This is a genomic window from Streptomyces sp. NPDC001380 (assembly GCF_042895785.1).
Taxonomy (GTDB): Bacteria; Actinomycetota; Actinomycetes; order Streptomycetales; family Streptomycetaceae; genus Peterkaempfera.
The window spans coordinates 1-25,999 of record NZ_JBIAWP010000008.1; the positions used below are offsets into that span (position 1 = coordinate 1).

Annotated in this window: 20 protein-coding genes, 1 pseudogene and 1 riboswitch; of the genes and pseudogenes, 15 read left to right on the plus strand and 6 right to left on the minus strand. The window is 75.7% G+C overall.

The features are described from left to right. Positions 1–203: 203 nt before the first annotated feature. The 11 genes from ACFY07_RS11800 (at position 204) to ACFY07_RS11850 (ending at position 12,532) form a co-directional block, all read left to right on the plus strand. Positions 204–812 carry a CDP-alcohol phosphatidyltransferase family protein gene (locus tag ACFY07_RS11800; RefSeq protein WP_390868520.1) on the plus strand — a complete coding sequence of 203 codons (609 nt, stop codon included), beginning with the start codon at positions 204–206 and terminating at the stop codon, positions 810–812. A 99-nt stretch (positions 813–911) separates the two neighbouring features. After that, the gene (locus tag ACFY07_RS11805; RefSeq protein ID WP_230654241.1) at positions 912–3,407 is read left to right on the plus strand and encodes a mannose-1-phosphate guanyltransferase; all 2,496 of its coding nucleotides are present in this window, start codon (positions 912–914) and stop codon (positions 3,405–3,407) included. Positions 3,408–3,607: 200 nt separating this feature from the next. Further along, positions 3,608–4,516 carry a DUF881 domain-containing protein gene (locus tag ACFY07_RS11810; protein WP_390868521.1) on the plus strand — a complete coding sequence of 303 codons (909 nt, stop codon included), beginning with the start codon at positions 3,608–3,610 and terminating at the stop codon, positions 4,514–4,516. Further along, positions 4,513–4,845: a small basic family protein gene (locus tag ACFY07_RS11815; protein ID WP_230654058.1), complete on the plus strand. Its 333-nt coding sequence runs from the start codon at positions 4,513–4,515 to the stop codon at positions 4,843–4,845. The genes ACFY07_RS11810 and ACFY07_RS11815 overlap by 4 nt, the downstream gene beginning before the upstream one ends. Positions 4,846–5,358: 513 nt before the next feature. After that, positions 5,359–6,267 (plus strand): DUF881 domain-containing protein, encoded by a 909-nt coding sequence (locus ACFY07_RS11820; protein ID WP_390868719.1) that lies wholly within the window; start codon positions 5,359–5,361, stop codon positions 6,265–6,267. Between the two features lie 115 nt (positions 6,268–6,382). Further along, positions 6,383–7,276 (plus strand): FHA domain-containing protein, encoded by an 894-nt coding sequence (locus tag ACFY07_RS11825; RefSeq protein WP_390868522.1) that lies wholly within the window; start codon positions 6,383–6,385, stop codon positions 7,274–7,276. A 283-nt stretch (positions 7,277–7,559) separates the two neighbouring features. Further along, positions 7,560–8,255 (plus strand): MerR family transcriptional regulator, encoded by a 696-nt coding sequence (locus ACFY07_RS11830; RefSeq protein WP_390868523.1) that lies wholly within the window; start codon positions 7,560–7,562, stop codon positions 8,253–8,255. Between the two features lie 88 nt (positions 8,256–8,343). Then, positions 8,344–8,820 carry a bifunctional nuclease family protein gene (locus tag ACFY07_RS11835; protein WP_230654062.1) on the plus strand — a complete coding sequence of 159 codons (477 nt, stop codon included), beginning with the start codon at positions 8,344–8,346 and terminating at the stop codon, positions 8,818–8,820. Between the two features lie 349 nt (positions 8,821–9,169). Next, positions 9,170–9,820 carry a MerR family transcriptional regulator gene (locus tag ACFY07_RS11840; protein ID WP_390868524.1) on the plus strand — a complete coding sequence of 217 codons (651 nt, stop codon included), beginning with the start codon at positions 9,170–9,172 and terminating at the stop codon, positions 9,818–9,820. 423 nt (positions 9,821–10,243) lie between these two features. Further along, entirely contained in the window at positions 10,244–10,963 is a 720-nt protein-coding gene (locus ACFY07_RS11845) for a vancomycin high temperature exclusion protein (protein ID WP_390868720.1), read from the plus strand. Between the two features lie 66 nt (positions 10,964–11,029). After that, a complete protein-coding gene (locus ACFY07_RS11850; protein ID WP_390868525.1) occupies positions 11,030–12,532 on the plus strand; it encodes a DNA polymerase IV in 1,503 nt (500 codons plus the stop codon). Positions 12,533–12,804: 272 nt separating this feature from the next. On the opposite strand, the gene ACFY07_RS11855 is transcribed toward ACFY07_RS11850, so the two are convergent. The 3 genes and pseudogenes from ACFY07_RS11855 to ACFY07_RS11865 all read right to left on the minus strand — a co-directional run. Next, a complete protein-coding gene (locus tag ACFY07_RS11855; RefSeq protein WP_390868526.1) occupies positions 12,805–14,298 on the minus strand; it encodes an MFS transporter in 1,494 nt (497 codons plus the stop codon). Between the two features lie 177 nt (positions 14,299–14,475). Then, a complete protein-coding gene (locus tag ACFY07_RS11860) occupies positions 14,476–15,336 on the minus strand; it encodes a DUF2382 domain-containing protein (RefSeq protein ID WP_390868721.1) in 861 nt (286 codons plus the stop codon). A gap of 99 nt (positions 15,337–15,435) precedes the next feature. After that, a pseudogene (locus tag ACFY07_RS11865) lies at positions 15,436–15,798 on the minus strand (PRC-barrel domain-containing protein); the annotation flags it as partial. Positions 15,799–16,065: 267 nt separating this feature from the next. After that, positions 16,066–16,171, plus strand: a riboswitch (glycine riboswitch). 254 nt (positions 16,172–16,425) lie between these two features. Between ACFY07_RS11865 and gcvP the strand changes: the two are divergent. Beyond that, entirely contained in the window at positions 16,426–19,347 is a 2,922-nt protein-coding gene (gcvP, locus tag ACFY07_RS11870) for an aminomethyl-transferring glycine dehydrogenase (RefSeq protein WP_390868527.1), read from the plus strand. 97 nt (positions 19,348–19,444) lie between these two features. Here the strand turns inward: gcvP and ACFY07_RS11875 are convergent, their stop codons facing one another. Next, positions 19,445–19,642 (minus strand): DUF5999 family protein, encoded by a 198-nt coding sequence (locus ACFY07_RS11875; protein WP_390868528.1) that lies wholly within the window; start codon positions 19,640–19,642, stop codon positions 19,445–19,447. Between the two features lie 357 nt (positions 19,643–19,999). Continuing rightward, a complete protein-coding gene (locus tag ACFY07_RS11880; RefSeq protein WP_390868529.1) occupies positions 20,000–20,620 on the minus strand; it encodes a hypothetical protein in 621 nt (206 codons plus the stop codon). 356 nt (positions 20,621–20,976) lie between these two features. On the opposite strand from ACFY07_RS11880, the gene ACFY07_RS11885 reads away from it, so the two are divergent. The 3 genes from ACFY07_RS11885 (at position 20,977) to ACFY07_RS11895 (ending at position 25,019) form a co-directional block, all read left to right on the plus strand. Beyond that, on the plus strand, positions 20,977–22,482 hold the full coding sequence (locus tag ACFY07_RS11885) for a glutamate--cysteine ligase (protein WP_230654072.1): 1,506 nt from the start codon (positions 20,977–20,979) through the stop codon (positions 22,480–22,482). Positions 22,483–22,627: 145 nt separating this feature from the next. Continuing rightward, positions 22,628–23,416 (plus strand): CPBP family intramembrane glutamic endopeptidase, encoded by a 789-nt coding sequence (locus ACFY07_RS11890; protein WP_390868530.1) that lies wholly within the window; start codon positions 22,628–22,630, stop codon positions 23,414–23,416. Positions 23,417–23,582: 166 nt separating this feature from the next. Beyond that, positions 23,583–25,019 (plus strand): CoA transferase, encoded by a 1,437-nt coding sequence (locus tag ACFY07_RS11895; protein ID WP_390868722.1) that lies wholly within the window; start codon positions 23,583–23,585, stop codon positions 25,017–25,019. A gap of 86 nt (positions 25,020–25,105) precedes the next feature. On the opposite strand, the gene ACFY07_RS11900 is transcribed toward ACFY07_RS11895, so the two are convergent. Continuing rightward, complete coding sequence (locus ACFY07_RS11900; RefSeq protein ID WP_390868531.1) at positions 25,106–25,939, minus strand: PhzF family phenazine biosynthesis protein; 834 nt, start codon at positions 25,937–25,939, stop codon at positions 25,106–25,108. Positions 25,940–25,999 lie beyond the last annotated feature (60 nt).

The following is a 25,999-nucleotide window of genomic DNA, read 5'->3' on the forward strand; positions in this document are numbered from 1 at the left end:
TGGTACTGCAGGGGGGACCCTGTGGGAGAGTAGGACGCCGCCGAACAATTGTTGAGGGAGGGCCCCGCAGCCGGGAACGGCAGCGGGGCCCTTTCGCATGCCCGGAAACGGGACCGCACCGCAGGCAGGGCCGTCGTCGGCCGGCTTCCGGCGGCGGGTACAGTCGGCGTGCACCGTCATCGCCCCGGACAGGAGGCCCCCGGGTGGAGGTCCAGGAGACGCGCGTCCAGACCGACCGCGTCCTCACCATCCCCAATCTGCTCAGCATGGCGCGCCTGGTCGGCGTGCCCGTGTTCCTCTGGCTGGTCCTCTGGCCCGAGTTCGGCGGCCCCAACTGCGACGGCTGGGCGCTGCTGATCCTGCTGCTGAGCGGGGTGAGCGACTACCTCGACGGGAAGCTCGCGCGCAAGTGGGGCCAGATCAGCCGGCTGGGGCAGATCCTCGACCCTGCCGCCGACCGGCTGTACGTCTTCTCGACGCTGCTCGGCCTGACCTGGCGGGAGATCATTCCCTGGTGGCTCACGGCGATTCTGCTGCTGCGCGAGCTCTTCATGGGCGTGATGCTTCTGATCCTGCGCAGGAACGGCTACGGCCCGTTCCAGGTGAACTTCCTCGGCAAGGCCGCGACCTTCAATCTGATGTACGCATTCCCGCTGCTCCTTCTGAGCGGCAGGGGCGACTGGCTGGGCAATGCCGCAGATGTTTTCGGATGGGCCTTCGCCTGGTGGGGTACAACCCTCTACTGGTGGGCAGGAATCCTGTACGCGGTGCAGGTCCGCCGGATCCTGAAGGCGGACACCGCGGCCGGCTGATCCCGTTGCGTCGGACGGGTCGTACGTCGCCCGAGCAGGGGGAGCTGGGAACAGCCGGACGGACTGATGTCCACAGCCCTGAAGGAGGACGCACCCGACATGAAGGCCGTCGTGATGGCCGGAGGCGAGGGCACTCGCCTGCGCCCGATGACCTCGAGTATGCCGAAGCCGCTCCTGCCGGTGGTCAACCGGCCGATCATGGAGCACGTCCTGCGGCTGCTCAAGCGGCACGGTCTGCACGAGACCGTGGTCACCGTGCAGTTCCTCGCCTCACTGGTCAAGAACTACTTCGGTGACGGCGAGGAACTGGGCATGAGCCTGACCTACGCCAACGAGGAGGTGCCGCTCGGTACCGCGGGCAGTGTCAAGAACGCGGAGGACGCCCTCAGGGACGACTCCTTCCTGGTCATCTCGGGCGATGCCCTCACCGACTTCGACCTCACCGACCTGATCCGGTTCCACCGCGAGAAGGGCGCGCTCGTCACCGTCTGCCTGACCCGGGTGCCCAACCCCCTGGAGTTCGGCATCACCATCGTCGACGACGAGGGCAAGGTCGAGCGGTTCCTGGAGAAGCCCACCTGGGGCCAGGTGTTCTCGGACACGGTGAACACCGGCATCTACGTGATGGAGCCCGAGGTCTTCGACTACGTCGCCGCCGACCAGTCCGTCGACTGGTCCAGCGACGTCTTCCCGCAGCTCCTCAAGGAGGGCAAGCCGATCTACGGCTACGTCGCCGAGGGCTACTGGGAGGACGTGGGCACCCACGAGAGCTACGTCAAGGCCCAGGCGGACGTCCTGGAGGGCAAGGTCGACGTCGAGATCGACGGCTTCGAGATCTCGCCCGGCGTGTGGGTCGCGGAAGGGGCGGAGGTCGACCCGGACGCGGTCCTGCGCGGGCCGCTGTACATCGGCGACTACGCCAAGGTCGAGGCGGGCGTCGAGCTGCGGGAGCACACCGTGCTCGGCAGCAACGTCGTCGTCAAGCGCGGCGCCTTCCTCCACAAGGCGGTGGTGCACGACAACGTCTACATCGGTCCGCAGAGCAACCTGCGCGGCTGCGTCATCGGCAAGAACACCGACGTGATGCGCGCCGCCCGGATCGACGACGGCGCCGTCATCGGCGACGAGTGCCTCATCGAGGAGGAGTCGATCATCGCGGGCAACGTCCGCGTGTACCCCTTCAAGACCATCGAGGCCGGCGCCTTCGTCAACACCTCGGTCATCTGGGAGTCCCGGGGCCAGGAGCACCTCTTCGGCGCCCGCGGCGTGTCCGGCATCCTCAACGTCGAGATCACCCCCGAGCTGGCCGTGCGGCTGGCCGGCGCCTACGCCACCACCCTGAAGAAGGGCGCCACGGTCACCATCGCGCGTGACCACTCCCGCGGCGCCCGCGCGCTCAAGCGGGCGATGATCTCCGCGCTGCAGACCAGTGCCATCGACGTCCGCGACCTGGAGAACGTCCCGATGCCCGTCGCCCGCCAGCAGACGGCGCGCGGCAGCGCGGGCGGCATCATGCTCCGCACCACGCCGGGCGTGCCGGACTCGGTCGACATCATCTTCTTCGACGAGCGCGGCGCCGACCTCTCCCCGGCCGGGCAGCGCAAGGTCGACCGGGTGTACGCGCGGCAGGAGTACCGGCGGGCGTTCCCCGGCGAGATCGGCGACCTCACCTCCTCCTCCCGGGTCTTCGACGCCTACGCGGGCACCCTCCTGAAGGCCGTGGACATCAGCGGCGTGGCCGGCTCCGGCCTCAAGGTCGTGGTGGACGCGGCCCACGGCAGCGCCTCCCTCGTCCTGCCGACCCTGCTGGGCAGGCTCGGCGTCGAGGCGCTCACCGTCAACGGCGGGCTCGACGAGACGCACCCCACCGAGACTGCCGAGGACCGGCGGGCCGGCCTGGTGCGCCTGGGCGAGATGGTCGCCTCCTCGCGTGCGGCGTTCGGCGCCCGCTTCGACCCCGTGGGCGAGCGGATCTCCTTCGTCGACGAGCGGGGCCGGATCATCGAGGACGACCGCGCGCTGCTGGTCCTCCTGGACCTGGTGGCCGCCGAGCGGCGCAGCGGCCGGGTCGCGCTCCCCGTCACCACGACCCGGATCGCCGAACAGGTGGCCGCGTACCACGGCACCGAGGTGCTGTGGACGACCACCTCGCCGGACGACCTCACCCGGGCGTCGTCCTCCGAGGGCACGGTCTTCGGCGGCGACGGGCGCGGCGGGTTCGTGGTCCCGGAGTTCAGCGGCGTCTTCGACGGCGCGGCGGCCTTCGTGCGGCTGATCGGCCTGGTGGCGCGCACCCAGCTCACGCTCAGCCAGATCGACGCCCGCATCCCCAAGGCGCACGTCCTGCGCCGCGACCTCGCCACCCCCTGGTCCGCCAAGGGCATGGTGATGCGGTCCGTCGTCGAGGCGGCGGGCGACCGGGAGGTCGACACCACCGACGGCGTGCGCGTGGTGGAGCCGGACGGGCGCTGGACCATGGTGCTGCCCGACCCGGCCGAGGCCGTCACCCACCTGTGGGCCGAGGGTCCGGACGAGGCCTCGACGGAGGCCCTGCTCGACGAGTGGGCGACCGTCGTCGAGGGCGCCGGCCGGTAGCAGGGCGGCCGGGCGGGCGGCAGGCCCGGCGACCCCGCCGCGGGAACGGCCCTCAGGGGGCGTTCCCGCGGTGTCGTCCTGCCTTCCCCCGCGCTTTCCCCCGCCGTATCGGAGGCTTTGTCACGATCGTGTCTCCGATCACGGCGCGTGTGGCGGGGGTTGTGCGAGCGGACCCCCGTCGACATGCGACGATGTCCCGCATGCCGGAGAAGCGGACGACCCGAGAGCCCGACGCGCGGTACGCGCGCCCGGACGCCTCCATGTCGCTGCTGACCAGCGTCATGGACAACACCCTGGACGACGGGTACGCCGAGGCGGCGCGCCGCAGGGGCGAGTACGGGACCAGCAGGATGCCGTCCGCGGGGCGCGGGCGGCTGGTGCTGGCCGCGGGTCTGGCGCTGGCAGCCGTCGTCATCACCGTGGCCGGGGTGCAGTCCCACAAGGCCGCGCCGACGCTGGCCAAGGAGCGGCAGGAGCTGGTCGACCGCATCAATACCGCCGGCTCCTCGGCGGACCGCCTGCAGCGCGACATCGAACGGCTCCGGAGCCGGGTGGCGACCGCGCAGCAGCAGGCGCTGCGGTCGACCGGGGAGGACGTGCGGCTCCAGGAGCTGGGGGTGCTCTCCGGCACGCTCGCCGCGTCCGGTCCGGGCGTGAGGCTCGTCGTCGACGACGCCGCGGACGCCGGGGGCACGGAGGGCGGCACCGACCCGCGGGAGGCGGGCGGCTTCGGCAACAGCGGGCGGGTCCGCGACCACGACCTGCAGCTCGTCGTGAACAGCCTCTGGGAGTCCGGCGCGGAGGCGGTCTCCGTGAACGGGCAGCGCCTCACCGCCCTCTCCGCCATCCGGGCCGCCGGCGACGCCATACTCGTCGACAACCGTCCGCTGGTGCCCCCGTACACGGTCCTGGCGATCGGCGACGGCAAGCGGCTCGCCGCGGGCTTCCGGGACAGCGTGGGCGGCCGCTACCTCAAGCTGCTGCAGGACAACTACGGGATCCGTGCGAACATCTCGGCCCAGGGGAACGTCGACGTGCCGGCCGCGACCGGGGTGACGCTGCGCTACGCCTCGCCTGACGGGGCAGGGACAGGAGGAGCAACACCGTGATTGCCGTACTGGGGCTCGTCATCGGAGTCGTGGTGGGACTCGTGGTCCAGCCCGAGGTGCCCGACGCCGTCGTGCCCTACCTGCCGATCGCCGTGGTCGCCGCGCTGGACGCCGTGTTCGGCGGTCTGCGGGCGATGCTGGACGGGATCTTCGACGACAAGGTCTTCGTCGTCTCGTTCCTCTCCAACGTGGTCGTCGCAGCCCTGATCGTCTTCCTGGGCGACCAGCTCGGCGTCGGGTCCCAGCTGTCGACCGGCGTGGTCGTCGTGCTCGGCATCCGGATCTTCTCCAACGCGGCGGCCATCCGGCGCCACGTTTTCCGGGCGTGAGGACCGGTGGCGGTGCGGGGCGGCCGGGCGGACGTGGCGGCACGGTGAGTACGGCGGGACGATGAGCACGGGGACACTGGACGACTGCGGGGCCGGGCGGGAGCACGACGGGTGAGTCAGGACGAGAGCGAGCCGAGGCGCGGCGACGGCACCGGGGCAACGCCCCCGGAGCGGCCGGACGGGCCCGTGCCGCCCGAGGGCGGTGCGGCCTCGGACGCCGGGCGCGGGCCGGACACGCCCGCGGGCCCGGTGCCCGCCGGACCGGGAGAGGCCGAGGCGGGGGAGGCCCGCGGGCCGGGCGGGGCCCGAGGCGCGGGGGAGGCGGCCCCGGAGCGTCCGCAGGACCCCGTCTCCCGGACCTGGGGGTCTGCGCCCGGCGGCCCGGCGGCCCGGGACCGGGTGTCCGGAGGCGGCCGCGTCCCCGGACCCGACCGTGACCGCTCTCCCGAGGGCCGCGGCGCCGAGGACCGCACCCCGGAGGACCGCACCCCGGAGGACCGCACCCCCGTGGGCATGCCGTCCGAGGGCCGTACCCGCGGCGGCCACGGCCCGCTCGGCGACCGCTCCGGCAGCCCCGGCGACCCCGGCATCCCCCGTGACCCCGGCGCCCCCGCCGACGGCGACGTGCCCTCCGACAGCTCGTCCTCCGGGGCCGCCGGGACCGGCGCCGGGAGCGGCTCCGCCGCGGGCGGCCCCCCGCGCGACGGCCGCCGCCGCCTGCTGTCGGCGGCGTGGCCGCCGCGGTTCTCGCGCGCCCAGCTGGTCGTCGCCGTGCTGCTCTTCGCCCTCGGGCTGGGCCTGGCGATCCAGGTCAGCTCCACCAACGACCAGAGCCGCCTGCGCGGGGCCCGCCAGGAGGACCTGGTGCGCATCCTCGACGAGCTCGACAGCCGGCAGCAGCGGCTCCAGGAGGAGAAGCACCAGCTGGAGCAGTCGCTGGCGCAGCTGGAGAGCAGCTCCAACCAGGCCAAGGAGGCCCAGGCGCAGACCCGCCGCAAGGAGGAGGAGCTCGGCGTGCTGGCCGGCACGGTCCGGGCGACCGGGCCCGGCATCACGCTGACGATCAGGGACCCCGGTGGCCACGTCAAGGCGGATATGCTGCTGGACACCCTGCAGGAGCTGCGGGCGGCGGGTGCGGAGGCGATCCAGATCGACAACGTGCGGGTGGTGGCGGACACGTACTTCACCGATCCCGCGTCGGGGGGTGTCCAGATCGACGGAAGAAGCGTGTCGCAGCCCTACGTCTTCACCGTGATCGGCAATCCTCAGGATCTGCAGCCAGCCCTCAACATCCCCGGCGGCGTGGTGCGTACTCTGGAGAAGGAGCAGGCCACGGCCACCATCCAGGAGCAGCGGAAGCTCACGGTGGACGCCTTGATCCAGCCGAAGCCGCCTGAGTACGCTCGGCCGGCGCAGCCATGACCGGTGCGTCCGCGCGCCCCCGGTGCCGCCCGCGGCGGGTGCGTCCGCAAGACTGTCCGACGACCACACCACCTCGCCCCGCGGGCGGGTTCGTTTCTTTCAAGGGGATTCGCCCGTGAGTCTGTTCTCGAAGCTGTTCGGCCGCAACTCCCGCCGCGGTGCGGAGGAGGCGCAGACGGCCCGCCACCGCCGTGCCGGCGAGGACCCCGGCGGCGTGCCGGGCATGCGCGGGGCCCCGCAGGGCGACGAGTTCGCCACGCAGGTGGGCGAGCGCCCGCTCTTCCGCGACCAGGCGGGGGGGCAGGGCGGCGGTACGGGTGGCCGCGGCGGCGTCCCCGGCGCGTCGGTTGACCCCTCGGGCGCGCCGCGCATAGGTTTCGACGCGGGACCCTCAACCTCGGGTGGAGGGTTCTCCCCTGATCCCTACACGGCCGCCGCCCACCAGGGCGGCCCGCGCCAGGAGGCTGCGAACGCCATGGCTGCGACGGTGTGCACCCGGTGCGGGAACCACAATCCGGAGGCGGCCCGGTTCTGCTCCAACTGCGGGGCGCCGCTGCGCGGTGTGCAGCCCGTGGAGCGTCCGGCCGAGACGACCTCGACCATCTCCATCTCGGGTCTTGAGTCCTACGACCCCGACGCGACCGGCACCGGCACGCAGCCGGCGCTCTCGCCGGAGGTGCTGGCGGCGATCGACGCCCTGCCCGCCGGTTCGGCGCTGCTGATCGTCCGCCGGGGCCCCAACTCGGGCAGCCGCTTCCTCCTCGACTCCGACCTGACGACGGCCGGACGCCACCCGGAGAGCGACATCTTCCTGGACGACGTCACCGTCTCCCGCCGCCACGTGGAGTTCCGCCGCACGCCGACCGGCTTCACGGTGGCGGACGTCGGCAGCCTCAACGGCACCTACGTGAACCGCGAGAGCATCGACGAGTGGACGCTGTCCAACGGCGACGAGGTGCAGATCGGCAAGTACCGGCTGGTCTTCTTCGCCGGTCACCGCGGGTTCTGACCGGCGGTGACCGGCCGGTGGGGCCGGTCCGGCGGGCTGCCGGACCGGCCCCTGGCCGGCGGTCCGGGCCGGTGCGGCCCGGGCGGCACGGCTTCGAGCAGCGGAGGTACGGGCGCCGGGGGTCCGGGCAGCCCGACCGGGAGGAGCGCACCCAGCCGTGCCCAGTGACCAGGGAGCCCGCAGTGACGCCGGCGGCGTCCGCCCGCCCGCCGCGGCGGGGACGGTGCCGGCGTCCCGGTCCGTGGACCGCCCGCGGGCGAGGCCGGCGGGCCGGGACAGGCCGATGAGCATCGGCGCCGTCCTGGCGCTGCTGCGCGACGACTTCCCCGAGGTCACCATCTCCAAGATCCGCTTCCTGGAGGCGGAGGGCCTCGTCGAGCCGTCGCGGACGCCGTCGGGCTACCGGAAGTTCGGCCCCGCCGACATCGAGCGGCTCGGCTACGTCCTGCGCATGCAGCGCGACCACTACCTCCCGCTGCGCGTCATCCGCGAGCACCTGGACGCCATGGACCGGGGCGAGGCGCCCCCGGCGCTGCCAGGCCCCGACCAGCGTCCGGGGCCGGTGGCCGAGGCCGAGCGCGAGCTGGTGCCCGGCGCCGGCGGACCGGGCGGGGTCCGGCTCGGCCGGGCCGAGCTGCTGGCCGCCGCGGAGGCCGAGGAGTCCGAGCTGCGCGAGTGGGAGTCGTACGGCCTGGTCAGCGCGGGACCGGACGGCGGCTACGACGCGGAGATGCTCCAGGTGGCCCGGCTGGTCGCCGAGTTGGGCCGGTTCGGACTGGAGCCGCGCCACCTGCGGGCGGTCAAGGCCGCCGCGGAGCGGGAGGTCGGCCTGGTCGAGCAGGTGGTCGCGCCGCTGCGCCGGCACCGCAACCCCCAGACGCGCGCCCACGCCGAGGCCACCGCCCGGGAGCTGGCGGCCCTCTCCGTGCGGCTGCACGCCGCCCTGGTCCAGGCGGGGCTCCGGGCGCTGCCGCAGTGACCGGCGGGCGGCCCACGGGTCCGGCGCGCCGTGCCCCTGGCGGCGGCTGCGCTTTCATATCCGGGGCGTGGGCCATAGGGTTGCTCTTGTGAACGAGCTCGACGTCGTGGGTGTCCGGGTCGAGATGCCCTCCAACCAGCCGATCGTCCTGCTTCGGGAAGTAGGGGGCGACCGGTACCTTCCCATCTGGATCGGTCCGGGGGAGGCCACCGCGATCGCCTTCGCCCAGCAGGGGATGACGCCGGTCCGGCCGCTGACCCATGATCTCTTCCGCGACGTGCTGGAGGCGGTGGGGCAGCAGCTCACCGAGGTCAGGATCACCGACCTGCGGGAGGGCGTCTTCTACGCCGAGCTGGTCTTCGCGAGCGGGGTCGAGGTGAGCGCCCGGCCGTCCGACGCGATAGCGCTCGCCCTGCGCACCGGTACGCCCATCTACGGGAGCGACGGGGTGCTCGACGAGGCCGGGATCGCGATCCCGGACGAGCAGGAGGACGAGGTCGAGAAGTTCCGCGAGTTCCTCGACCAGATCTCCCCGGAGGACTTCGGGAGCACCGGGCCCCAGTAGCGGCCCCCGTGCGCGGGTGCCGCGCGGGTGCGGACGCCCGGGTGCTCCGCCGCCCGCGGACCCCGGGCCGTGCCCCCGGGCCGGCCGGGTCGTCCGGGCCGGCCCGGCCGGCGGTGCCCCGGTGGGACGGCTCCGGTCACGATGCGGTGACGCTCTCCGCGGACCCTCCTGATCGTTTTGCCAAAACGTTCAGTCGTACCCACACTAAGGGCACGCGAAACCACTCACGCGGTTGACTTCGCCCGGCGTGCCCAGCGTGGCGATCGTTGACGCGCCCCTGGCGACTGCCTACCGTCGGGAGTGTGCCCGGAGTCCGACGGCCCCGGGAGACGAGTGGACGGAGGTCGGCGTGAGCAGCACCGGCGACAGTACAGCCGCAGGTGGCTCCAGCCCCGTCCACCCGGTGCGCGAGGACCGCCGCCAGGTGCGGCGCACCTGGGAGGCGCGCATGTCCGAGGTCCCCGCAGACCCGTCCCCGCAGGACGACGCGCATCCCGGCCCGGACTCGGCCCTCGTCGGGTTCCGCGGTCCGACCGCCTGCGCCGCGGCCGGCATCACCTACCGGCAGCTCGACTACTGGGCCCGGACCGGGCTCGTCGAGCCGAGCGTCCGCCCGGCCCAGGGCTCCGGCAGCCAGCGGCTCTACAGCTTCCGCGACATCCTCATCCTCAAGATCGTCAAGCGGCTCCTGGACGCGGGCGTCTCCCTGCAGAACATCCGAGTGGCCGTCACCCATCTGCGCTCCCGCGGCATCGCGGACCTCACCGGCGTCACGCTCATGAGCGACGGCGCCACCGTCTACGAGTGCACCTCGCCGCACGAGGTCGTCGACCTGCTCCAGGGCGGCCAGGGCGTCTTCGGGATCGCCGTGGGCGCGGTCTGGCGCGAGCTCGAGGGCTCGCTCGGCAGGCTCCACGCCGAGCGGACGGACACCGGCGAGACCCTGGTCGCCGACGACCCGGGCGACGAACTGGCCCGCCGCCGCAACCGCGCCGTCTGACCCGCTCCCCGCGCCCCCGGCCCCGTCCTGCGGGCCCCGCGCCCCGTGAGCCCGTTCCGTGAGTCCGTTCCGCGTGCCCCGTTCCGCGCGGCCGCCGTCCGGACCGCCCCGTGGCCGCTCCGGGCGCGGCCCGCTCGTCCGTACCGTGCCCGCCCGGTGCGCGTCCGGCAGGCGGCGCGACCCGCACCGGCGGTCGTGCCCGCCCGGGCGGCCCTGGCGGCCCGGCCCCGCAGGGAACCGTCCCGCGCCCGGGAGCGTCCGCAGCCGTGGAGGAAGACCACGGTGCGGCGGCGGGAGGAAGCGGTGGGCGTGGCGGGACGTCGGTCGAAGCGGCCGGGCCGGTCCGGCCGGCCGGACCGGCCCGGCAGGGGAGCGGCCCCCGCCGGGCCCGGCCTCCGGGCGGCCCGCGGGCTCCCCGCGCGGCTGCGGGCCCCCGCCGCCGCGGCGGCCGCACGGGTGCGCCGCCTCCTCGCCACCCGGCGGGGCCGCCGCCGGGCCCTGCGGGCGCCGGTGGCGCTCTGCACCGCCGCCCTCCTCCCCGCCACCTGGCTCTGGCTCACGGCGGGCGACCGCGTCCGCACCGAGGCCACGGTGCCGTCCGAGCCGGTCGCGGTCGTCTTCGGCGCGGGCCTTCTCTCCGGTCGCCCCTCCCCGTACCTGGCGAACCGGGTGCACACCGCCGCCCGGCTGTACCGGGCGGGCCGGGTGCAGGCGGTCCTGGTGACCGGTGACAACAGCACCACCGACTACGACGAGCCGACCGCGATGCGCGACCAGCTCCGCCGCGAGGGCGTCCCTGCGGTCCGCATCGTCCTGGACTACGCCGGCTTCGACACCTGGGACTCCTGCACCAGGGCGCACCGGATCTTCGGCGTCGACCGGGCGGTGCTGGTCAGTCAGGACTTCCACATCCGCCGCGCCCTCGCCCTGTGCCGAGCGGCGGGCATCGACTCCTACGGCGTCGGCGTCGCCGAGCCGCACGACGCCACCTGGTACTACGGCGGGGTGCGCGAGCTGGCCGCGGCCGGCAAGGCCGCGGTCGACGCCGCCGTCCGGCCGGACCCGCACTTCCTCGGCCCCGCCGAGCCCGGCGTCGCACGCGCGCTGGCCGCGGCCCGCACCGCCGGCGGCCGCAGCCGATAACAGGCCGTGGCGCCCGTCGTGCGGCGGGGCCCGGCGACTGTCCGACCGGTGAGGGAGGATCGGGGGGTGCGCTCCCTGCCGACGATCCTGCACCTGGACATGGACGCCTTCTTCGCCTCGGTGGAGCAGGCGGCCAAGCCCAGCCTGCGCGGGAGGCCGGTCGTGGTGGGCGGCCTCGGCGGGCGCGGCGTGGTCGCCACCGCCTCGTACGAGGCGCGCCGCTTCGGGGTGCACTCGGCGATGGCCATGGCCCACGCCCGGCGCCTCTGCCCCAACGCGGCCTACCTGGTGCCGCGCTTCGAGCTCTACCGGCAGGTCAGCGAGACCGTCATGGGCCTGCTGCGGCGGCTCTCCCCGCTGGTGGAGCCGCTCAGCCTGGACGAGGCGTTCGTGGACCTGGAGGCCGGCCCGTACGGCGAGGTGCTGGCCGGTGCCGCGCCCGCCGCCGGCGCCGACCTGGTCCGGGCGCTGGGCGAGGACCTGCGGGCGGACATCGCGGCCGCCACCGGGCTCACCGGCTCGGTCGGCCTGGCGAGCTGCAAGCTCCTGGCGAAGATCGCCTCGGAGGAGGCCAAGCCGGACGGCCTGGTCCTGGTCGGGCCGGGCACCGAGCGGGCCGTGCTGGCCCCGATGCCGGCCCGGGCGCTGCCGGGCGTCGGCCCCGCCACCGCGGAGACGCTGCGGCGGGCCGGCCTGACCACGGTGGGGGACGTCGCGGCCTCGGCGGAGCCGGAGCTGGTGCGGCTGCTGGGCAGGGCGCACGGCGGCTCGCTCCACGCCATGGCGCTGGGCCTGGACGACCGTCCGGTGGTGGCGGAGCGCGACGCGAAGTCCGTCTCGGTGGAGGACACCTTCGAGGTCGACCTGGTGGAGCGGGACCGGATCGTCCGCGAGGTGGACCGGCTGGCGGCGCGGTGCGTGCGCAGGCTGCGCGGGGCGGGCCGGTCGGGCCGCACGGTGGTGGTGAAGGTGCGGCGGTTCGACTTCAGCACGCTGACCCGCTCGGAGACCCTGCGGGCGCCGACGGACGACCTCTCGGTGATCGCGGAGACCGCCCGGCGGCTGGTGGAGCAGGTCGACGTGACGGGGGGCGTGCGGCTGCTGGGGGTGGGCGTGTCGGGCCTCGCCGACTTCACGCAGGAGGACCTCTTCGCGCAGGCCGCCCAGCGCCCCGGGGAGGACGCGGCGGGCCAGGCGCAGGGCGGGGACGCGGCGTACGGTGGGCCGGGGCAGCCGCGGGCCTTCCACCCCGGCCGGTCCGCCGCTCCGGACGGGGTGGCTGCCGGCGGTGCGGACGGCTCCGGCGACGGGGACGACGGGGATGGGGACGCGCCGGCCGCCCGGCGGTGGATGCCGGGGTACGACGTGCACCACGCGGACTTCGGGCCGGGGTGGGTGCAGGGCAGCGGGGTGGGCCGGGTGACGGTCCGCTTCGAGACCCCGGACTCGCCCCCGGGCCGGGTGCGGACCTTCCGGGTGGACGACCCCGGGCTGCGGCCGGCGCCGCCGGTGCCGCTCGTCGCCTCGGACGGGACGGCCGGCGCGGCCGCGTCCGGCGGCGGGGACTGACGGGTCCGGCCGGGACCTCGCCCCGCGGCTCCCGCCGGGGCCCGGCGGGAGCCGCGGCACAGGGGCGTCGGTGCGGGGGCCGTTCCGGGCTGGCCGGGGCGGGCCCGGGGCGGGGGAGGGAGTGCGGCCGGTACGCCGTGCGCCCCGCGCGGGGAGTGGGATGCCCTTCCACTCTCCACACGGGGCGCGGTCGGCCCTCGGTGACCCGTCCCTTGGCACCGGGGCCCGTGCGCCGGGGTGTGTCCTCACCCGGCGTCGGTGCGGCGCCCTTGTCAGGCGCCGGTCCTGACCCCCTCGGGGGACGCCGCCGGCTCGGCGGCGGGCACGGTCCCGGCTGCCGCAGGCGCGGCGCTCGCGGCGGTGGCCGTGCGGCGGATGGCGAAGGGGACGACGGCGGCCACCAGGCAGCCGACCGCGGTGATCCAGAAGGCGTGGCGGTAGGCGTCCAGGGTGGGGAGCCCGATCGCGGGGATGGTGTCGCCGGTGAGCACCGCGCCCATGACGGCGGTGCCGATGGCGCCGCCGACGGTGCGGAGCACGGCGTTCATGCCGTTGGCGATGCCGCTCTGCTCGGCGGGCACCGCGCCGTTGATGTACGCGGGCATCGCGGCGTAGGCGAGTCCGACCCCCAGGCCGAAGAGCCCGGACGCGGTGTAGACGTCGCCCTCGCGGCCGTGCCGCAGGGCGAGGTAGCCCATGGCGACCGCGCCCACCAGGGCGCCGAGGACCAGCGGCAGGCGCGGGCCGCGGCGGGCGATGAGCAGGGCGCCCACCGGGGCGGCGACCAGGCTGCCGAGGGCGGAGGGCAGCAGCATCACGCCGGCGTGCAGCACGGTGGCGGTGAAGCCGTAGCCGACCTTGGCGGGGGTCTGCGCGAAGTCGCTGATCACCATGAACGAGCCGTACATGCCGAAGCCGACGAGCAGGCCCGAGAGGTTGGTGAAGGCCACCGCCGGGCGGGCCATCATCGACATGTCGACCAGCGGGTGGGCGACCTTCAGTTCCAGGGCGACCCAGGCGGCCGCGACCACCGCGGCCACGGCGAACAGGCCGAGGGTGCGGCCGGAGGTCCAGCCCCAGCCGTTGCCCTGGCTGACGGCGACCAGGAGGGCGGAGAGCCAGGCCGCCAGGGTGAGGGCGCCGAGCGGGTCGGCGCCGCCGGCGCGGTCGACGACGGGGTCGGAGGGGACGCGCAGCGCGACCAGCAGGAGGGCGACGAGCCCGAAGGCCAGGCCCATCCAGAAGATCGACTTGTAGCTCCAGTGCTCGATGAGCAGGCCGGTGGCGACGAGGCCGAGGCCGCTGCCGACGCCCATGCTGGCGCTGATCAGCGCGACGCCGCCGGTGACCTTCCGCGGGGGCAGCTCGTCGCGGACGATGCTGATGGCCAGCGGCAGCACACCGCCGCCGGCGCCCTGCAGGACCCGGGCGACGACCAGCCAGCTGAAGGAGTGGGTGGCGACGGCGATCCCGGAGCCGGCCACCAGGCCGGCGAGGGAGAGGAGCAGGACGGGCTTGCGGCCGCGCAGGTCGCCGAAGCGGCCGAGCAGCGGGGTGAGGACCGCCGCGGCCAGGAGGTTGGCCGTCATCAGCCAGGTGATGCTGGACCCGGTGGCGTCGAACTCGCGGGCCAGGGACGGCAGGATCGGCACCACCGCGGTCTGCACCACGGAGAAGGCCAGCATGGCGAGGACGAGGGCGGGCAGCACCCGCCCGCTTCCCTGCTGCACGGGGGCCGTGGCGGCGGGCTGGGGTGCCTCACTCACGGGTCTTCCTCCCAGAAGTCGTAGTCGTTCATGCCCATTAAGCTTGAAGTGGTGAAGCAATCGTGCGGAAGTTGTTTCAGCGTGTCAAATTTCAAAGTATGAAGTTTAGGTAAAGCGAAGCCCGCGGCCAGGAGGTCCTGGCCGCGGGCTTCGCTGCTGCGGGGGATCGGGGGCCGGTCAGCCGATCGGCTGGTCGCGCTGCGAGACCGGGCCCGAGCCGTTGTACTGCACGACGTGCGGGGGCTCCTGCGGGCCGCCCGCGGCGCCGTGACCGTACGCCTGTCCCTGTCCCTGTCCCTGTCCCCGGCCGCCGGCCTGCTCCGGCGCACCGGCCGCACCCGCCGGGCCCCGGCCCTCGGCCCCCGCGTCGCCGCCGTCGTGCACCTTCACCTGCTCGCGGCGCAGCTGCGTGCGGACGACCTCCTCGTGCGTGACGCGCTCGACGACCAGCCGCACCCGCTCGATCGGCACCATCCGCTTGCGGACCACCGGGCGCTCCTCGCGCAGGGTGACCTCCTCCACGGCCTCCGCGATGTCCTCCTCGCTCATCCCCGCGAGCTCGGCCTCGCCCACCGGCACCCGCTCGACCCGGACCCGCTCGCGGACCACCGGGATGCGGCGCTCCACCTCCTCGGTCACCACGTACTTGCGCAGCCGGGCGGTGCCGAGGACGTGCCACTCCGTGCCGACGTCCACCCGCTCCTCGCGGCAGACCACGTCGAGGTGGGAGGGGCCGGGGGCGGCCGCCGCCCGGACCTGGCCCTGCTCCGCCGCAGCGGCCTGCTCCCGCCGCGGGTGCTCCTGCACGGAGGGGGCCTGCACGGAGGGAGCCTGCGCGGCGGGGGCCTGGACGGTGGGCGCCTCGGCGAAGCGGGGCGCCGGGTGGACGTGCTCGGCCGCCGGCCGCACCGCCTGGGCCGTCTGCTGGGGCTGGTACGTCTCGACGGGCCGCGCCTCCTGGGGCCGGTACTCCTGCACGGGCTGCGGCTGCGGCTGGGCGTAGGGCTGGGGCTGCGCGTGGGGCTGGGGCGCCTGCACCTGGGCCTGCGCCGCCGGGGCCTGCTGCTGGTACGCCTGGTGCGGCGGCTCCGCCGCCGTGCCGCGGGCGTCCGGCGCGGGGCTGGCGGCGGGTACGGCGCCGAACTCCCGGTCGGGGGCGTGGGGGGCGCCCTGCGCGGGCCGGCCGCCGGGGGCGTCGAGGCCGTAGTAGCGGTAGAGCTGCAGTTCCTGCGCGGGGGAGAGGTGCTGGCCCGCGCCGAAGTCCGGCGACTCCTTGACGAGGGACTTCTCGTACGGCACCCGCAGCTGGTCGCCCGAGAACTCGCTCGCGTTCAGGGGGACGAAGGCGTCGCGGCCGAAGACGCCGGTGCGCACGGCTGCCCATTCGGGACGTCCGGTGGCGTCGTCGAGGTACACCTCGTCCACGGTGCCGATCTTGTCCCCGTTCCGGTCGACGGCCTTGTGGCCGATCAGGTCCCGCGGATCGATGTCGGTCTGCACGGTTCCTCCAGTGCAATTTCCCGGCATGCGCCGGCGGCCCCGGGCGCCGGGGCGGCGAATGAGTGGCAGGCGGTCACACCGCCAATTCACACAAAAATGCATATTCCGCCCGATGTCGACCCGGGGAGGGCCGTGCGGGATTCCGGTGGACCGTTCGGGGGTAGGCGTGTGGCTCCACCAGCGGCGCTCCGTGTACGGGCGGGCGCGGACGGGAGGCGGGCGAGCCGGGGCGCGCGGGCGCGCCGCTGGTAGTGTGGCATCGACCGTCGAGCCCGTTCGGGAGAGTCCTCATGCTTCCGCCCCGGCGGGAGCAGGGCGCCGAAGGAGCAACTCCTCCCCGGAATCTCTCAGGCATCCGTACCGGACGGGCGAGGTCACTCTGGAAAGCAGGGAAGGGTGCGGCCGGCACAGGCGCCGGCGGCCGGTCCCTCACCGACGGTGCAAGCCGGCGGGCGCGGGCGCGGGGGTGTTCCCCCGGGCACGGGCGCGCGGCGAAGCTCTCAGGTTCCGATGACAGAGGGGGAGGCCGTCCGGGCCCGCACGCGCCGGCCGCCGGCCCCGCAGGACGCCGGCGCACCGTACGCGCGCGAGCCCCCACCGGTCCGTGACCAGGAGGCCTCAAGCGCCATGAACGCCGACCAGACCCTCGGGCGCCCCCGCGCCGCGACGCAGCCGGCGACCCTCGCCGAGCTGGAGCAGGCGAGCCCCTTCGAGAACCGCCACATCGGCCCGGACCGGGCCGAGCAGGACAAGATGCTGGCCCACGTCGGCTACGGCTCCCTCGACGAGCTGACCGCCGCCGCCGTGCCCGAGGCGATCCGCAGCCTGGAGGCGCTGGACCTGCCCGGGGCCCGCTCCGAGGCCCAGGTCCTCGCGGAGCTGCGCGAGCTGGCCGACCGCAACACCGTCCTCACCCCGATGATCGGCCTCGGCTACCACGGCACCTTCACCCCGCCGGTGATCCTCCGCAACGTGCTGGAGAACCCCGCCTGGTACACGGCCTACACCCCCTACCAGCCGGAGATCTCCCAGGGCCGGCTGGAGGCGCTGCTCAACTTCCAGACCGTCGTCGCGGACCTCACCGGCCTGCCCACCTCCGGCGCCTCCCTGCTGGACGAGGGCACCGCCGCCGCCGAGGCCATGGCGCTCTCCCGCCGCATGGGCAAGGTCAAGGGCGGCGTCTACCTGGTCGACGCCGACTGCCTGCCGCAGACCACCGCCGTCCTGCAGACCCGCGCCGAGCCCACCGGCGTCGAGGTCGTCGTCGCCGACCTCTCCGGCGGCATCCCGGCCGACGTGGCCGAGCGCGGCGTCTTCGGCGTGCTGCTCCAGTACCCCGGCGCCTCCGGCGCGGTGCGGGACCTCGCCCCGCTCGTCGAGCAGGCCCACGCCCTCGGCGCGGTCGTCACCGTCGCCGCCGACCTGCTGGCCCTCACCCTCCTGCGCGCGCCCGGCGAGCTGGGCGCGGACATCGCGGTCGGCACCACCCAGCGGTTCGGCGTGCCGATGGGCTTCGGCGGCCCGCACGCCGGCTACATGGCCGTGCGCGCCGAGTACGCCCGCAGCCTGCCCGGCCGCCTGGTCGGCGTCTCCGTCGACGCCGACGGCAACCGCGCCTACCGGCTGGCGCTGCAGACCCGCGAGCAGCACATCCGCCGGGAGAAGGCCACCAGCAACATCTGCACCGCCCAGGTGCTCCTCGCCGTCATGGCGTCGATGTACGCGGTCTACCACGGCCCCGACGGCCTGGCCGCCATCGCCCGCCGCACCCACCGCTACGCCGCGGTCCTCGCCGAGGGCCTGCGGGCCGGCGGCGTGGAGGTCGTGCACGGCTCCTTCTTCGACACCGTCACCGCCCGGGTGCCCGGGCGCGCCGCCGAGGTCGTCGCCGCCGCCCGCGAGAACGGCGTCAACCTGCGCCTGGTCGACGCCGACCTGGTCTCCGCCGCCTGCGACGAGACCACCTCCCGCGAGCACCTGGCCGCCGTCTGGGCCGCCTTCGGCGTGGCCGCGGGCGACGCCGACGCGCTGGACGCCGCCGCGGGCGAGGTGCTGCCCGAGGCGCTGCTGCGCACCGACGAGTACCTGACCCACCCGGTCTTCCACAGCCACCGCTCCGAGACCGCCATGCTGCGCTACCTGCGCCGCCTGGCCGACCGGGACTACGCGCTGGACCGCGGCATGATCCCGCTGGGCTCGTGCACCATGAAGCTCAACGCCACCACCGAGATGGAGCCGGTGACCTGGCCCGAGTTCGGCCAGCTGCACCCCTTCGCCCCCGTGGAGCAGGCGGGCGGCTACCTCACGCTCATCCGCGAGCTGGAGCAGCGCCTCGCCGAGGTCACCGGCTACGACGCGGTCTCGCTCCAGCCGAACGCCGGCTCCCAGGGCGAGCTGGCGGGCCTGCTCGCCGTCCGCGCCTACCACCGGGCCAACGGCCAGGAGCAGCGCGACGTCTGCCTCATCCCGTCCTCCGCGCACGGCACCAACGCCGCCTCCGCCGTCATGGCGGGCATGCGGGTGGTCGTGGTGAGGACGAGCACCGACGGCGACGTGGACGTCGAGGACCTGCACGCGAAGATCGCGCAGCACCGCGACGCGCTCGCCGTGCTCATGGTCACCTACCCCTCGACCCACGGCGTCTTCGAGGAGAACATCACCGACATCTGCGCCGCCGTGCACGACGCGGGCGGCCAGGTGTACGTGGACGGCGCCAACCTCAACGCGCTGGTCGGCCTCGCCAAGCCCGGCCGCTTCGGCGCGGACGTCTCGCACCTCAACCTGCACAAGACCTTCTGCATCCCGCACGGCGGCGGCGGCCCCGGCGTCGGCCCGGTCGCGGTCCGCGCCCACCTGGCGCCGTACCTGCCCAACCACCCGCTGCAGCCCGAGGCGGGCCCGGCCACCGGCGTCGGCCCGGTCTCGGCCGCCCCGTGGGGCTCGGCCGCGATCCTGCCGATCTCCTGGGCGTACGTGCGGCTCATGGGCGGCGAGGGCCTGCGCCGCGCCACCCAGGTGGCGGTGCTCGGCGCCAACTACGTCGCCAAGCGCCTCGCGCCGTACTACCCCGTGCTCTACACCGGCCCCGGCGGCCTGGTGGCGCACGAGTGCATCATCGACCTGCGGCCGCTGACCAAGGCCACCGGGGTGACCGTGGACGACGTCGCCAAGCGGCTCGTCGACTACGGCTTCCACGCCCCGACCATGTCCTTCCCGGTGGCCGGCACGCTGATGATCGAGCCCACCGAGAGCGAGGACCTGGGCGAGCTCGACCGGTTCTGCGACGCCATGGTCGCGATCCGCGCCGAGATCGAGAAGGTCGGCGCGGGGGAGTGGCCGGCCGACGACAACCCGCTGCGCAACGCCCCGCACACCGCGGCGGTGCTGACCGGCGAGTGGACGCACCCGTACGGGCGCGAGGAGGCGGTCTTCCCGAAGGGCGTCAGCCCGGCCGACAAGTACTGGCCGCCGGTGCGCCGGATCGACGGTGCCTACGGCGACCGCAACCTGGTCTGCTCCTGCCCGCCGCTGGACGAGTACGGCGCCTGACCCGGCAGGCCCCGGGGGTCCCGCGGACCCCCGGGGCGCACGGAGGGGCGGGGCGGCGCGTGGTGCGCCGTCCCGCCCCTTCCCGCAACCGCGCGCCTCAGCGTGCGCCCGCGCCGGCCAGCGGGCGGTGGGGTGCGATCACCCGGCCGTCCGGCAGGAGCTCGCCGGTGTCGTCGAAGACCAGCACGCCGTTGCACAGCAGGGTCCAGCCCTGCTCGGGGTGGCAGGCCACGGTCAGGGCGGCCTCGCGGTCCGGGGAGTCGGCCGACGGGCACTCGGGTCGGTGCTGGCACATGTCGTACCCTCGCTTCGCAGGTTTCCGGTCACCGCGCGGCGGCCCGCAGCCCCGGTGCCGGGGATCACGCCCCCGGCAGGTGTGAGCCGTCCGCTCACGGGGTAGGACATCAGGCCCTCCGCGCTGGTTCCCAGTGTCTGCATCCGGGGACCGTCCCGCAGCCGTTTGGTGACACGCGCCACACGCCCGCGCCGCCGGACCACCCGTCGGGGTGGCCCCGGCGTCCCCGGACCACCCGGAAGGACCCCCGTGTCCTGGTCCGTCCGGAGGGGTGCGGGAGGGCCCGTCGGAAGGGGGCGGGGAGGGCCCGTCCGGGCGGGCGCGGCGGCCCGGCGCGCGCCGGACCCCCGCCCCGCGTCACCGGCCTGCCACGGTCAGCGCGTCCGGGTCGGCGGGCGGCGCACCGTGCTTCCCCTTCCCCGCCGCGCCCTTCCCCGGCGCCGCGGAGCGCCGGAACAGGCCCAGCAGCTCGCCCGCCGGGTACGGCCGGTGCGCCGCCACGCCCAGCGGCGCCGGCGCCAGCGGGATCAGCAGGTCCGCGCCGCCGGGCCGCAGCGGGTGCAGCCACAGCGCGGTGGTGTACAGCGCCGGCACCGACAGCAGCCGCGGCTCGTACGGGCCCGCGGGCCCCGCGGCGCGCCCGGCCTGCCGCAGGGCCCGGAGCGTCGCCTCCAGGTAGGGGCCCTCGGCGAAGTGCGAGAACGCGTGGCCGTCCCGCGTCTCCAGGGTCTCCGCCGCGGCGACCACCTCCTCCCCGCACCGGATCAGGAACCGCCAGCCGGTGCGGGGCGCCGCATCCAGCGGGGTGCCCGGCCGCAGCAGGTGCACGGGCAGGGGGTGGGCGGGCACCGGTGGGCGGGCGGCGTCCGGCGAGCGCAGGCCGGGCGCGGTGACGTGGCGCACCGCGGTCGGCGACGCGAGGGCGGTGAGGACGGAGCGCAGGGCTCCGTCGGGCGGCGCGGTGAGTTGCAGGGTCATGGCGGGTCGCCTCTCCGGTAGAGATCGGCGTGCAGGCGCTGGGCGGTTCGGCGTGCGGTGCCGGCGGGGCTGCGGGCACGCGGGCGGCGGCGGGTGGGGCCTCCGGGCGGGCCGGCGGACCGGGCGCGGGCGGTGACTGCCGACTGTGACTCTTGTATGGCGCCCGGCGGCGCCGCGCAAGGGGACCTCCCGCCCGCGGGCGCCCCTCCGGCGCGTGATCCCGGGCACGCGCCGCAGGTCCGTGGTGTGAGCGGCGCGCGGGCGGAAAGGCGTCCCGCCGCAGATGAAGGGCCGGGCTATCGATCACCCCGTCGGGGCATGATGCAGGCACGGTGCACCGAGGAGGGATGGCGCCCATGGGCGAGAAGGTCGCGGCCGCTGGTTCCGACCTGTCCGACCGGCAGCTCTACCGCAGGAAGCTCAGGACGTGCCTGGAGGCACTGGAGCGCATGCTGCGGGAGAAGCGGTTCGACCGCCCGAGGGCGGTGATGGGCCTGGAGATCGAGCTGAACCTCGCCGACGAGCAGGGCCTGCCGGTCATGCGGAACGAGCAGGTGCTGAAGGCGATCGCCAGCCCGGACTTCCAGACCGAGCTGGGGCAGTTCAACATCGAGGTGAACATCGCCCCGCACCGGCTCGGCGGCCGGGTCTTCGAGGAACTGCGCGAGGAGATCGACACCGGTCTGCGCTACGCGGACCGCAAGGCGTCCGAGGTCGGCGCGCGGATCGTGATGGTGGGCGTGCTGCCCACCCTCACCAACGACCACGCCGTGCTCGACAACATGTCGCGCAACGACCGGTACAGCCTGCTGAACGACCAGATCCTCGCCGCCCGCGGGGAGGACATCGCCCTCGACATCGACGGCGTGGAGCGGCTGGAGGTGGAGTCGGCGTCCATCGTCGCCGAGGCCGCCTGCACCTCCCTGCAGCTCCACCTCCAGGTCACCCCTGAGCGGTTCCCCGCCGTGTGGAACGCCGCCCAGGCGCTGGCCGGGGCCCAGGTCGCGGTGGGCGCCAACTCGCCGTTCCTCTTCGGGCGCGAGCTGTGGCGCGAGACCCGCCCGGTCCTCTTCGAGCAGGCCTGCGACACCCGCCCCGAGGAGCTCAAGGCCCAGGGGGTGCGGCCGATCACCTGGTTCGGCGAGCGGTGGGTGGAGTCGCCGCTGGAGCTCTTCGAGGAGAACGTCCGGTACTTCCCCTCGCTGCTGCCGATCTGCGACGACGAGGACCCGGCGAAGGTGCTCGCCGACGGCGGCGTGCCCCGGCTCTCCGAGCTGCGGCTGCACAACGGCACCATCTACCGCTGGAACCGCCCGGTCTACGACGTCGCCGACGGCGTCCCGCACCTGCGGGTCGAGAACCGCGTCCTGCCGGCCGGCCCCACGGTCGCCGACACCCTGGCCAACACCGCCTTCTACTACGGCCTGGTGCGCTCGCTCGCCGAGCAGCAGCGGCCGGTGTGGACCCGGCTGCCCTTCGCGCTGGCGTCGGAGAACTTCCACGCCGCCGCCCGCGCCGGCATCGACGCCGTCCTGCACTGGCCGCGCCAGGGCCGGGCCGGGCGCGGCGGGCCGCCGGTCCGGGTGCCCGCCGTGGAGCTGGTCCTGGAGGAACTGCTGCCGCTGGCCGCGCAGGGCCTGGACGCCTGGGGCGTGGAGGCCGCCGACCGCGACCGCTACCTCGGGATCATCGAGGCCCGCTGCCGCCGGCGCACCAACGGCGCCTCCTGGCAGAGCGCCACCTTCCACCACTTCCGGGACCGCTACGGCCAGGACCGGGCGACCGCGCTCGCGTCCATGACCCGGCGGTACATGGAGTACATGCGCGGCGGGGAGCCGGTCCACACCTGGCCGGTGGGCTGAGGAGCGGCCGGCCCGGGGCGACGGGGCCGGGCCGGGCGGCGCCCGCCCGGCCCGGCGCGGCCGGGGTGAACCCGCCGCGCACGGCGTGCGTGAACGGCTGTGGAATGATGATCCGCCCGGCCCTTCGCGCGTGTGGGAGCCCCCTTTGACCACCACCGAGAACCCCGCGCACGCCCCCGCGGTCCCCCGGCGCCTGCTCGGCCAGGAGACGGTCATCGTCCTGGCCCTGTCGCTGGGCGCCAGCGGGCTGAGCGCGCTGATCCACTTCGTCGGCTCGCTCACCAGCCCCGCCGCCCTCAAGCAGCAGACCGCCACCCTCAACGGCTCCCTGGCCCCCGGCCGGCCCTGGCTCGACCTCGCCTGGCAGCTCTTCGACGTCGCCACCGCCCTGGTGCCGGTCGCCCTGGTCGCCCACCTGCTGCTCCGCGAGGGCTCCTCGGTCCGGGCGATCGGCTTCGACCTCACCCGCCGCCGCTCCGACCTGGCCCGGGGCGCCGTGGTGGCCGCCGCCATCGGCGGCTCCGGCCTCGCCCTCTACCTCGGCGCGCGGGCGGCCGGCGCCAACCTCACCGTCGTGCCCTCCTCGCTGCCCGACGTGTGGTGGCGCATCCCCGTCCTGGTCGCCTCCGCCTGGCAGAACGCCGTGGTGGAGGAGGTCATCGTCGTCGGCTACCTGCTGCGGCGCCTCTCCCAGCTGGAGTGGTCCTGGCCGGCGGCGCTGGCGGCCAGCGCGCTGCTGCGCGGCTCGTACCACCTCTACCAGGGCGTCGGCGGCTTCGCCGGCAACGTGGTGATGGGCGTGGTCTTCTGCCTGCTGTACCGCCGCTGGGGGCGGGTCGGGCCGCTGGTCGCCGCGCACGGCCTGATCGACACGGTGGCGTTCGTCGGCTACGCGCTGCTCGCCGGGCACGTCGGCTGGCTGCCGACGGGCTGACCGTCCGGTCCGCCGCCCGGCGGTGCCCGGTCCCCGACCCCCGGGGGCCGGGGCCGGGGCGTAGGGTCGCGGACGGAGGACGCCCGGCGGGCGGCCGGCCGGAGGCGGCGGAGGACGGGGAGCGGACGTGACGGAGCCTCAGGAGGAGCGCCGGCAGGCGCAGGCGATGCTCGGCGAGGCGTGGACGCTGCTGGGCGGCGACCCCGCCGCACCGCACCGGGTCCGCTGGACCGGGCCGGAGGGCCTGCTGCCGGCCCGCCTCCCGCTCGCCGCCCTCGCGGGCGCCGCCGTCGGCGCGGCGGCCCTCGCCGCGGCCGAGCTGGCCGCCCTGCGCACCGGCGCCGCCGCCGTGACCCCGGCGGTCACTGTCGACGCCGCGGCCGTCGCCACCGCCTTCGCCGGCGAGAGGCACCTGCGGCGCGACGGGGAGCCCTGGCGCGCCTGGGCCCCGCTCTCCCGGTTCTGGCCGGCCGCGGACGGCTGGGTCCGTACCCACGCCAACTACCCCCACCACCGCGAGCGGCTCCTCGCGGCCCTCGGCGTCCCCGGCTCCGCCGCCGACCCCGCCGCCGCTGTGGCCGCCGCCGTCGCCGGGCGGCCCGCCGAGGAGACCGCCCGGCTCGTCACGGACGCGGGCGGCCTCGCCGTCGCCGTCCGCACCCCGCAGGAGTGGGCCGCCCACCCGCAGGGCGCGGCGGCCGCCGCCCTGCCGCTGCTGACCCTGGAGCGGACCGGCGCCGCCCCCGCCGCCCGCCCCGGTCCGCCGGCCGCGGCCGACGGCCCCCTGCCGTCCGGCGGCGGCCCGCTGCTGCCCGCCGCCGGCCTGCGGGTGCTCGACCTCACCCGGGTGATCGCCGGACCGGTCGGCACCCGCACCCTCGGCCTGCTCGGCGCCGACGTGCTGCGGATCGACAGCCCCCGGCTGCCGGAGATCCCCGAGCAGCACCTGGAGACCGGCTTCGGCAAGCGGTCCGCCCTCCTCGACCTCGACCGGCGGGCCGACCGCGACCGCTTCGAGGAGCTGCTCGGCGGCGCCGACGCGGTCGTCATCGGCTACCGGCCCGGAGCCCTGGACCGCCACGGCCTGTCCCCCGAGGCCCTCCTGGAACGCCGCCCCGGCCTGACCGTCGCCACCGTCGACGCCTGGGGACCGGTGGGGCCGTGGGCCGGGCGGCGGGGGTTCGACAGCCTCGTCCAGGCCGCGAGCGGCATCGCCCACCTGCACGCCGCCGCCGACGGCACCCCCGGCGCCCTGCCCGTGCAGGGGCTGGACCACGCCACCGGCTACCTGCTGGCCGCCGCCGTCCTGCGCGCCCGGGCGGACGCCGCCGCCGACGGGGGAGGGCGCGTCGTCCGCCTCTCCCTCGCCCGGACCGCAGCCTGGCTGCTGCGGCAGCCGCGCCCGGAGCCGTCCTCCGGTCCGGCCCCCGCGGCATCCGCCGCCGACGCCGCGGAGGCGGCCGCGGCGCCGTACCTCGCCGAGGCCGACACCCCGATGGGCCGCGTCCGCCACGCCCTGCCGCCGGTGCACCTCGACGGCGGTCCCCGCGACTGGCGGCGCCCGGTCGGCCCCTGGGGGGCCGACCCGGCCGCCTGGGCGTGACGCCGGCCCCGGGGCGTCCGTCCGGCCCGGCGGGGGCCCCGGGGCGTACCCCGCCGCAGGCCCGTCCTGCGGGCCGGCGGTCCCGTTCAGACCCGGAGGACGCCGTCCAGGACGGTGACCGCGTGCCCGGACAGCAGGACGCGGTCGCTGCGCAGCCGGGTGCGGACCACGCCCGAGCGCGGGGACACCTGCAGGCCGGTCAGGTCGCTGCGGCCCAGCCGGGCCGACCACAGCGGTGCCAGCGCGGTGTGGGCGCTGCCCGTCACCGGGTCCTCCGGAACGCCCACGGCCGGGCCGAAGAACCGCGAGACGAAGTCGTGGGCCGCCGCCGGGTCCTCCGCCGCAGCTGTGACGACGACGCCCCGGGTCTCCAGGCGGGCGACGGCGGCCAGGTCGGGCTCCAGGGCGCGCACCGTCCGCTCGTCGGCGACCTCCACCAGCAGGTCGCCGAGGGGTCCGGTGCCGTAGGCGGCCGTCACCGCCGCCCCGAGGGCCTCCGCGGTCCCCGCGGGCACGGGGACGGGCACGACGGGGGAGGCGGGGAAGTCCAGGGTGAGCCCGCCGTCCGGTGCGGCCTGGGCGGTGAGCACGCCGCTGCGGGTGGCGAACCGGACGCCGCCCCCCGCGTCCTCCCCGCTCTCCCGGAGGAGCCCGTCGGACCGCAGGGCGTGCGCGGTGGCGAGGGTCGCGTGCCCGCACAGGTCGACCTCCACCGCCGGGGTGAACCAGCGCAGCCCCCAGTCGGCGTCTCCGCCGGGCGGCAGCGGACGGGCGAAGGCCGTCTCGGAGAGGTTGAGTTCGGCGGCGACCTGCCGCATGCGGGCGTCGTCCGGCCAGGTGTCCCCGTCGAGGAGGCAGACGCCGGCCGGGTTGCCGGAGAAGGGCCGGTCGGTGAAGGCGTCGATGATCCTGATGCGCATGGGCCGAGGGTAGGCACCCGGCGCCGGGCCCCACCACGGCCGATCCGCCACCGGTGGCCT